9 protein-coding genes and 1 pseudogene are annotated in these 9,288 nt (G+C 44.9%); 9 read left to right on the forward strand and 1 reads right to left on the reverse strand.

All coding sequences use genetic code 11. From position 1 onward, the window contains the following. Positions 1–38: 38 nt before the first annotated feature. Positions 39–557, forward strand: a pseudogene (locus tag B4K20_RS05360) (TonB-dependent receptor domain-containing protein). A gap of 112 nt (positions 558–669) precedes the next feature. Beyond that, complete coding sequence (locus B4K20_RS05365) at positions 670–1,122, forward strand: CBS domain-containing protein (protein WP_286305211.1); 453 nt, start codon at positions 670–672, stop codon at positions 1,120–1,122. On the opposite strand, the gene B4K20_RS05370 is transcribed toward B4K20_RS05365, so the two are convergent. Beyond that, positions 1,119–1,412, reverse strand: coding sequence for a DUF3579 domain-containing protein (locus tag B4K20_RS05370; protein WP_286305210.1), 294 nt, complete (start codon positions 1,410–1,412; stop codon positions 1,119–1,121). The two genes, B4K20_RS05365 and B4K20_RS05370, sit on opposite strands and share 4 nt — an antisense overlap. Before the next feature lie 162 nt (positions 1,413–1,574). Here B4K20_RS05370 and ileS point away from each other — a divergent pair, with 162 nt between their 5' ends. The 7 genes from ileS to B4K20_RS05405 all read left to right on the forward strand — a co-directional run. Then, positions 1,575–4,379 (forward strand): isoleucine--tRNA ligase, encoded by a 2,805-nt coding sequence (gene ileS, locus B4K20_RS05375; protein ID WP_289282157.1) that lies wholly within the window; start codon positions 1,575–1,577, stop codon positions 4,377–4,379. Between the two features lie 5 nt (positions 4,380–4,384). Continuing rightward, positions 4,385–4,852 carry a signal peptidase II gene (gene lspA / locus B4K20_RS05380; RefSeq protein WP_289282158.1) on the forward strand — a complete coding sequence of 156 codons (468 nt, stop codon included), beginning with the start codon at positions 4,385–4,387 and terminating at the stop codon, positions 4,850–4,852. Continuing rightward, a complete protein-coding gene (hisC, locus tag B4K20_RS05385) occupies positions 4,849–5,943 on the forward strand; it encodes a histidinol-phosphate transaminase (protein WP_289282159.1) in 1,095 nt (364 codons plus the stop codon). Before lspA ends, hisC begins: the two co-directional genes overlap by 4 nt. Then, positions 5,943–6,830, forward strand: coding sequence for a prephenate dehydrogenase (locus B4K20_RS05390; protein ID WP_289282160.1), 888 nt, complete (start codon positions 5,943–5,945; stop codon positions 6,828–6,830). Before hisC ends, B4K20_RS05390 begins: the two co-directional genes overlap by 1 nt. Positions 6,831–6,847: 17 nt before the next feature. Continuing rightward, on the forward strand, positions 6,848–8,167 hold the full coding sequence (gene aroA / locus B4K20_RS05395; protein WP_286305205.1) for a 3-phosphoshikimate 1-carboxyvinyltransferase: 1,320 nt from the start codon (positions 6,848–6,850) through the stop codon (positions 8,165–8,167). Beyond that, complete coding sequence (cmk, locus tag B4K20_RS05400; protein ID WP_289282161.1) at positions 8,160–8,825, forward strand: (d)CMP kinase; 666 nt, start codon at positions 8,160–8,162, stop codon at positions 8,823–8,825. The genes aroA and cmk overlap by 8 nt, the downstream gene beginning before the upstream one ends. Before the next feature lie 110 nt (positions 8,826–8,935). Then, positions 8,936–9,288: S1 RNA-binding domain-containing protein (locus B4K20_RS05405; RefSeq protein WP_289282162.1), on the forward strand; the 353-nt coding region annotated here is incomplete at its 3' end.

Below are 9,288 nucleotides of genomic sequence, written 5' to 3' on the forward strand. Positions count from 1 at the left end.
TTAGTCTTGCCTTATTTGATTTGACCAAAGATGATTATGTGATTACAGAATATGATGCATTCAATTCTAATGGTGTGTCTCGTCAGGTAGGTGAGGTTAATTCGACAGGGGTTGAGATTGAAGCTGGCTTAGAACTGTCAGAACAACTAAAACTCTCAGCCGCATATAGCTATGTCGATGCCCGAATTACTGAGAGCCCCAATAGCTGGGAAAAAGATAGCCTTATTCCAAATCAGCCTCGATAAACAGCAAGCTTATGGTTGGATTACACACAAACAACGGGTGTATTGAAAGGTTTAGGAATGGGCGCTGGTGTTCGTTATGTAGGGGAGAGCACGTATATAGGTACGGATAGTTTGAGCACATCTACGGTGGATATTGAAACTGGTGGTTACACATTAACGGATGCCAGTATCCGCTATGACTTCGATGATGTCAGACTGGCACTGAATGTCAGTAATTTATTTGATCGCGAATACACGACGACGTGTACCGACTTAGTCTGCTACTTTGGTGATGGCCGTCGCGTAATAGCTTCAGCGACCTACAACTGGTAGTTTTCAACGGGTGGCATGACTTATCGTGCCACCCTTTTTTCTTATTTGTTGCCAAACACTTACTGACTCAAGCAGAATAGTCCTGAGCACTTCAGAGAAGAGGGGCAGGACCATGAAAGTCAGATCGATTACCAAAAATAAAGGTAAACCTGTCATTGGCTTATCGCCAACAGATAGCTTGAATAAAGCGGTGGCGATGTTAATGGAGCACCGAATCGGTTCATTAATCATCACTGAGCCAACAGGTGCGATGGTGGGCATTTTATCTGAGCGGGACATTCTTAAAATACTGGACACTCATCCAGAACAGTGGAGTCAGATGGTGGTGAGTGATGCCATGACCCCAAATCCCTATACCTGCGAGCCGGATAATACGCTTGAAGAAGTCATGAATAAAATGGTGGAGCATAATATTCGTCACTTGCCAGTGGTATACAAAGGCAAACTGGAAGGGATGTTATCTATCACTGATATTGTGGAAGAGTTGCTGAAAAAAGCGAAGTTCGAGAATAAGCTTTTAAAAAATTATATCCAGAACTGGCCGGATGCCGAACAGGAAATCTAATTTGGCTCAGGTGGAAAATTGGTTGTGCGATCAATCTGCAGCTTATTGTCTTTAGCAAAATCCATCAAAAACTCGAACAGCATTTCATCTGTACTTTCCAATGATGCATCCACGACGACACATTTGATTCCGTCAAGAGTCGCTAGCCTGACATTAGGGTGAAAGATGATGCGACGCCCAGGGCCATACGAGGCAACTGCTCCGCATAAGCGTTCGGCCCAATCACTTGGACGAAACTTTCCTCCGTCCAGAGTAATCCCGCGGATGATCACCTTTTCTGATATGGACATAAAGCGTCAGCTCAATTGTGATGGGTTAAAAGCGGCATTCTACTGCAAATAATCTTGTTTGCATAAGCACTGAGTGTAAATAAAAGTGCTTTCAATGATTTAGGTCGGCAATAAAAATCCGTATAATCTCCGCTTTTAGTTTTCCTACTCTACGAGAATCTTGTGGCTGACTACAAACAAACGCTAAATTTACCTGCGACCAAATTTCCAATGAAAGCTGGTTTGCCTAATCGTGAACCACAAATGCTGGAACATTGGCAAACAATGAACCTTTACGAAAAAATTCGTGAGCAAGCTAAAGGTAGACCACAGTTCATATTGCATGATGGTCCTCCTTACGCAAACGGTGATATTCATATCGGGCATGCGGTAAACAAGATTCTGAAAGATATTATTATCAAGTCGAAAACGCTGAGTGGTTTTGACGCGCCTTATGTTCCAGGCTGGGATTGTCATGGCTTACCTATCGAGCTGAATGTCGAGAAGAAAGTGGGTAAACCCGGTGTCAAAGTCACCGCAAAAGAATTCCGTCAAGCATGCCGTGACTACGCGGCGAAACAGGTTGATGGTCAGCGTGAAGACTTTAAACGTTTAGGCGTCTTGGGAGAATGGGATAACCCATATCTCACTATGGATTACAGCTTTGAAGCTGACATTATTCGTACTCTGGGTGAAATCATCAAACAAGGTCACCTGCATAAAGGGGTGAAACCTGTTCACTGGTGTGTGGATTGCGGTTCGGCGTTAGCTGAAGCAGAAGTCGAATACGAAGATAAAACATCGCCAGCAATCGATGTACGCTTTCAGTTCATTGACCAGGCCGCTTTCGAGCAAGCCGTTGGGGAGTCAGGACAGGGTAAGGTCAGCTTACCTATCTGGACGACAACACCTTGGACGCTGCCTGCCAACCAAGCCGTGTCTGTTAACCCTGAGTTTACTTACGTACTTTTGCAAGCCGAAGGTGAGCAGTTAGTATTGGCTGAGTCTTTGTACGAAGCGGCGCTTCAGCGCTATGGAATTGAAGCTGAAGTTGTCACACGTTTTAAAGGTGAACAACTGGAAGGTTTGCAGTTACAGCACCCATTTTATGATTGCCAAGTGCCGGTTATTTTGGGTGATCATGTGACAGCCGATGCGGGTACAGGTGCTGTGCATACTGCGCCAGGCCATGGTCAAGATGACTTTGTTGTTGGTCAGAAATACAACTTAAAAGTTGATAACCCTGTTGGCGGCAATGGTGTGTTTTTACCTGACACGCCAATTTTTGCAGGCCAATCTGTATTTAAAGCGAATCCAGAAGTTATTGCCCTTTTAAAAGAGAAAGGCGCTTTGTTGGCACATATCGACATTCAGCATAGCTATCCGCACTGCTGGCGTCATAAAACACCGATTATTTTCCGTGCGACGCCACAATGGTTTGTCAGTATGGAGCAGAACGGTTTACGTGATCAGGCAATGCAGGCGATTGCTGCAACCAAATGGATGCCGGACTGGGGCCAAAAACGTATTGAGAATATGGTGACAGGTCGTCCGGACTGGTGTATTTCCCGTCAACGGACCTGGGGTGTACCGATCCCGTTATTTGTGCATCAGCAGAGCGGGGAATTGCATCCGGATTCGAAAGCATTGATCGAAAAAGTCGCCCTGGCGGTTGAGCAAAACGGTATTGATGCCTGGTTTGATATGGATGCCAGCGATCTGATTGGTGCAGATGCAGAAAATTATTTCAAAGTCACTGATACGCTGGATGTCTGGTTTGATTCCGGAGTCTCACATGCCTGCGTGTTAACCCGGCGTGATGATTTACAACGCCCTGCAGATTTGTATCTTGAAGGCAGTGATCAACACCGTGGCTGGTTCCAATCATCATTACTGACATCAGTTGCTACTACTGGTAAAGCACCTTACAAAGCGGTGCTGACCCACGGGTTTACCGTGGATGCCGAAGGCAAGAAAATGTCCAAATCCAAGGGAAATACGGTTTCACCGCAAAAAGTAGTCAATAATCTTGGTGCCGATATTATCCGTCTCTGGGTAGCGGCGACGGATTACAGTGCTGAAATGACGGTATCGGATGAAATTCTGAAACGCACCGCGGACTCATATCGCCGTATTCGTAATACCGCTCGCTACTTATTATCGAACCTTGATGATTTTGACCCCGCAACAAATATGGTGGCCGTGAATGATTTACTACCATTAGATAGATGGGCATTGGATCGTGCATATCATTTACAACAAGACATTCTTGCTGCTTATGAGAGCTATCAGTTCCATGTGATTTATCAAAAGCTTCATAATTTCTGTGCGAATGAGATGGGTAGTTTGTATCTGGATATTACTAAAGATCGCCAGTACACCATGCAGACAGATAGCTTAGGTCGACGCTCATCTCAAACGGCTATGTATCTTATCCTGGAAGCGATGGTTCGCTGGATCGCCCCGATTTTAAGTTTTACAGCTGATGAATTATGGGGATATCTGCCTGGCGAGCATAATGAGTCTGTATTACTTAATCTTTGGAGTGATGCATTAGCACCATTAGATAAGGAAACAGCGTTTGATCTGCCATTTTGGAATCAAGTATTCAATGTCAGAGAAGTCGTCGCCAAAGAGCTTGAGAACCAGCGTAACGCCGGTAACATCAAAGGTGGTCTAACGGCTGAAATTAGTTTGTTCGTTGATGACAGTCTTATGGCGTTATTGAGCAAGCTAGAGGATGAATTAAAGTTTGTATTGATTACATCCAAAGTCAGTCTTCACCGTTTAGATGATAAAGCAGCCGAGCAAGCAGTCTCGACGAGTATGCCTGGGATTTTGGTGGCTATTAAAGCGTCTGAACACAAACGTTGTGAACGTTGCTGGCATCAGGTGGATTCTGTTGGAGAAAATGCTGACCATCCTGAACTATGTAGTCGTTGTATTGATAATATCGAAGGAGACGGTGAACAAAGACAGTTCGCCTAGAAATTATGCTGAAATGGTTGAATCTTTCTGCTTTGGTGATTGTGTTCGATCAACTCAGCAAGTGGTGGGCAAACAGCGCATTGGAGCTTTATCAGTCTATTGCTGTTTTGCCCTTCTTCAATATTACATTGGCTTATAACCACGGCGCTGCATTCAGCTTTTTAGCCAGCGAGAGCGGTTGGCAGCGATGGTTTTTCACTGGCTTAGCTGTCGTCGTTAGTATTGTTTTGTTGTTTTGGCTGAAACGCCTGAAAGCAGATGCAAAACTGGAAGCTATCTCTCTTGCTTTAATACTGGGTGGGGCTTTAGGTAATGTGATTGATCGTGTTATTCATGGTTATGTTATTGATTTTCTTGATGTCTACTATGGCACATATCATTGGCCTGCATTCAATGTGGCTGATTCAGCGATTTGTGTAGGCGCTATTTTGTTAATTCTCGATAGCTTCAGAAATAAAACGGAGCAGAAATGAGTTTTTGTGATCTTGCAGTAAGTGGGGTGGCGCATCTGCAACCCTATATTCCGGGCAAACCGATTGAAGAGTTACAGCGTCAATATGGTGTCCGCAATGTCATTAAATTAGCCTCAAATGAAAACCCGCTCGGCCCTCCTAAAGCAGCTGTGGCAGCGGTAGCGATGGCTGCAAAAGATATGGCCCGCTACCCGGATGGTAATGGTTACGCATTAAAGCTGGCATTAGCTGAAAAACATCAAGTGGCACCTGAGCAAATCACCCTAGGGAATGGTTCTAATGATGTCTTAGAGTTGATTGCGCGTGCTTTTGCAGGTGCTGGTGATGAAATTATATTTTCAGAGCATGCCTTTGCTGTCTACGCTATTGTTACTCAGGTTATTGGTGCGACTGCTGTGGTAACGCCAGCGAAAGATTATGGTTATGATCTGGACGCTATTCATAAAGCCATTAGTCCGCGTACCAAAATTATTTTTATCGCCAACCCTAACAACCCGACTGGCACGTGGTTAGAGCCTGAAAAAATTAAATTATTTCTAGAGAAAGTGCCGGAAAAGGTACTGGTCGTGCTCGACGAAGCCTATGTCGAGTATCTGAATATGGAAGAGAATTCAGTGCCTTGGCTTCAGGATTTTCATAACCTCATCATTACTCGAACATTTTCTAAAGCATATGGACTAGCAGGTTTACGCGTGGGCTATTCCTTATCACACCCCGAAGTTGCCGATCTTATCAATCGTGTCAGACAGCCTTTTAATGTTAGCCATTTAGCTCAAGCAGCGGCAGTGGCTGCTCTAGGTGATGAAGCTTATCTCCAACAAAGTCGTGATGTGAATGAAGCGGGTATGAAACAGCTTATTGCTGGCTTTGAAAAAATGGGTCTGCAATACATTCCTTCCCGAGCCAATTTCATTACAGTCAATGTTCATACAAATGCGTTTGAAGTTTACGATGAGCTGCTATATGAAGGTGTCATCGTTCGACCTGTGGCTAACTATGGCTTACCACAACACCTGCGTGTGAGCATCGGCTTAGCCGAAGAAAATCAACGTTTTCTTGATGCGCTATCCACTATTCTGGGTCGTGGTTAATGATTAATCGGCTTGCTGTCATAGGCGTTGGGCTGATCGGTGGTTCTCTCGCTTTATCCTTGAAATCAAAAGGGGCCGTTAATGAAGTTGTCGGTTATTCACGTAGTGATGAAGCCCGACAAGAGGCGCTCTCTTTAGGTATTATAGATAAGGCTGCAGACTCGATTGCTGAGGCTGTTGTTGATGCCGATGTGGTCTTTGTTGCCGTGCCTATGGGCGCTATGGCATCTGTCTTTGCAGAGATGAGTGAGCACATCAGACCTGAAGCCATCATTACTGATGGTGGTAGTGCCAAAGCACAAGTCGTCTCATCAGCGCGAGAGGCTTTGGGCGATAAATTCAAACAATTCGTTCCCGGTCACCCGATTGCTGGTACAGAAAAAAGCGGACCAGCGGCTGCATTTGCTACTTTGTATGAAAATCACCGTATTGTCCTGACACCTGTCAGTGAAACAGACTCAGCAGCAACAGCAAAAATTAAAATGATGTGGCAACTAACAGGGGCAGAAGTCTTTGAAATGGATGTTGAGCATCATGACACCGTGTTAGCCGCTACCAGTCATCTACCTCATGTGCTTGCCTTCAATTTGGTGGGGATGCTTGCACAACGTGATGATTGTGATGAAGTCTTGCGTTATGCCGCCGGTGGCTTTCGTGATTTTTCCCGAATTGCATCAAGCGATGCAGTGATGTGGCGAGATATTTGTTTAGCTAACAAACAAGCTATTCTGGATTTACTTGATGAGTTTCATCAAGGGATCAATAAAATCGAACAAGCGATTAAAGAGGATGACGGCGAGTATCTGGTTGAGGTATTCGAACGGGCAAAGAAAGCGCGAGATAGCCGTTTTGCCGATCCTGATTTGATCGATAATAGTGAAGTATAAACGTGGAACCAACTGACGTGTCTAGTGAAACTAATAAACGATATATTGTGCACCCTGGCGGTAAAATCACAGGTCAGGTAAGAGTACCTGGTGATAAGTCGATTTCTCATCGCTCGATTATGCTTGGTTCCATCGCTGAGGGCACCACGGAAGTAACTGGTTTTTTAGAAGGTGAAGATGCACTGGCAACACTGGCCGCTTTCCGTGGTATGGGCGTCGATATTATCGGTCCAGAGAAGGGTAATGTGACTATTCATGGTGTGGGCATGCACGGCCTCAAAGTACCAGAAACAGCATTAAACCTCGGCAACAGTGGCACATCCATGCGTTTGCTCTCAGGTCTATTGGCTGGTCAAGGCTTTGATGTCACGATGACGGGAGATAAATCATTGTCATCGAGACCGATGAAGCGTGTGACGGATCCGCTTGCTCTAATGGGAGCCAATATCGATACCACTGAAGGTAAGCCGCCTTTGACTTTGCATAAGACCAGTCATTTGAAAGGCATCGACTATGATTTACCCATGGCCAGTGCGCAGGTGAAATCGTGTTTACTTCTCGCTGGCTTGTATGCTGAAGGTAAAACTTCAGTAACAGAACCTGCACCAACACGTGACCATACAGAAAGAATGTTGCAAGGTATGGGCTATCAGGTTGAGAAGCAAGGCCGCACAGTTTCAGTTGTCGGTGGTGGTAAGTTACAAGCAACAAAAATAGATGTACCCGCAGATATCTCGTCAGCCACCTTTTTTATGGTAGCGGCTGCCATCGCTCCAGAGTCAGATATTACCCTGGAGCATGTCGGGGTTAATCCTACTCGGATCGGTGTTATCAATATCTTACGTGAGATGGGGGCCAACATTACGCTCAGTAATGAAAAAGTCACTGGTGGTGAACCTGTAGCAGATATTCGTATTCAATATGCGCCACTAAAAGGCATTCAAATTCCTGAAGATCAAGTGCCTTTAGCCATTGATGAGTTTCCTGCTTTATTTATTGCAGCTGCCTGTGCTGAGGGGCAGACAGTCCTCACCGGTGCTGAAGAGTTAAGAGTAAAAGAGAGCGATCGTATACAAGTTATGGCTGATGGCCTAACAACTTTGGGTATTGATGCACAACCCACAGCTGACGGCATTGTTATCAATGGTGGTGTCATTGGTAGTGGTGAAGTGGATAGTCATAGTGATCATCGAATTGCTATGTCGTTTGCTATTGCAGGGCTGCAAGCGGGCGGCTCTATTCAGATTAATGATTGTGCCAATGTGGTTACCTCATTTCCGGGCTTTGTCGAGTTAGCGAATAAAGTCGGCCTGCAGGTTGAAGAAATTGATGACTGATATGCCTATTTTAACCATTGATGGACCGAGTGGTTCTGGTAAGGGCACCATTGCTCAAATGATGGCCAGAGAATTAGGTTGGCATTATCTAGATAGTGGTGCGATATATCGGGTATTGGCATTTGCTAGTTTAAAACACCAGATTCCAGCTTCTCACGAAGGCGCCCTTATGAAGTTAGCGCAACACTTAGATCTTCAATTTGAACTTGATGAAAATGGACTAAAAGTACTTTTAGAAGGGCAAGAAGTCAGTCAACAAATTCGAACAGAAAAAGCGGGTAATGCCGCATCGAAAGTGGCCGTTATCCCATCTGTCAGAGCGGCTTTATTACAACGCCAACGTGATTTTGCCCAAGCTCCAGGTCTGGTCACAGATGGTCGTGATATGGGTACTGTGGTCTTCCCTGACGCACAATTTAAAGTGTTTCTAACGGCAAGTGCAGAAGAAAGGGCGTTAAGACGTCATAAGCAGTTGAAAGAGAAAGGAATTGAGAGTAACCTTTCCGATCTCATTGCAGAAATCTCGGAGCGTGACAAACGCGATAGTGAACGCAAAGTCGCGCCGTTATTACCTGCTAAGGATGCTTTGATACTGGATTCTACCGAATTAGGTATTACTGCAGTATACGAAAAAGTGCGCAGTTATTGTGCAATTTAAATTTTTGGTGCCTGTTCGATTCTTGTCGAATGGGATGTTTAACGATCTCGCATCAGCGAGTGATTAATTAGGTGATCTTGTTTCCTCAACAGGGTCAAGGATATTTAACAATGAGCGAAAGCTTTGCTGATCTCTTTGAAGAGAGTCTAAATTCAACTCCAATGCAACCAGGCAAAATTGTTACCGGTACGGTAGTCAATGTAGGTCCTGATGTTGTTATGGTCAATGCCGGTCTTAAATCAGAAGGCGCTATCCCTGTTTCAGAATTTCTGAACGAAAATGGTGAAGTGACTGTTTCTGTTGGTGACTTAGTCGACGTATCGCTGGAATCATTAGAAGATGGTTTTGGTGCAACACAACTGTCACGTGATAAAGCGAAAGCTGCCGAAGCATGGACTAAATTGGAACACGCGTTTGAAGCGGGTGAAACCGTTATGGGTATCATTTCTGGTAAGGTCAAAGG

It is taken from the genome of Methylophaga sp. UBA5088 (assembly GCF_002414625.1).
Classification (GTDB): Bacteria; Pseudomonadota; Gammaproteobacteria; order Nitrosococcales; family Methylophagaceae; genus Methylophaga; species Methylophaga marina.

Bases quoted from the DNA above. Each gene is read 5' to 3' on its own strand.
- B4K20_RS05365 (WP_286305211.1), top strand. From the start codon at position 670: ATGAAAGTCAGATCGATTACCAAAAATAAAGGTAAACCTGTCATTGGC.
- B4K20_RS05370 (WP_286305210.1), bottom strand. From the start codon at position 1,412: ATGTCCATATCAGAAAAGGTGATCATCCGCGGGATTACTCTGGACGGA.
- lspA (WP_289282158.1), top strand. From the start codon at position 4,385: ATGCTGAAATGGTTGAATCTTTCTGCTTTGGTGATTGTGTTCGATCAA.
- hisC (WP_289282159.1), top strand. From the start codon at position 4,849: ATGAGTTTTTGTGATCTTGCAGTAAGTGGGGTGGCGCATCTGCAACCC.
- B4K20_RS05390 (WP_289282160.1), top strand. From the start codon at position 5,943: ATGATTAATCGGCTTGCTGTCATAGGCGTTGGGCTGATCGGTGGTTCT.
- cmk (WP_289282161.1), top strand. From the start codon at position 8,160: ATGACTGATATGCCTATTTTAACCATTGATGGACCGAGTGGTTCTGGT.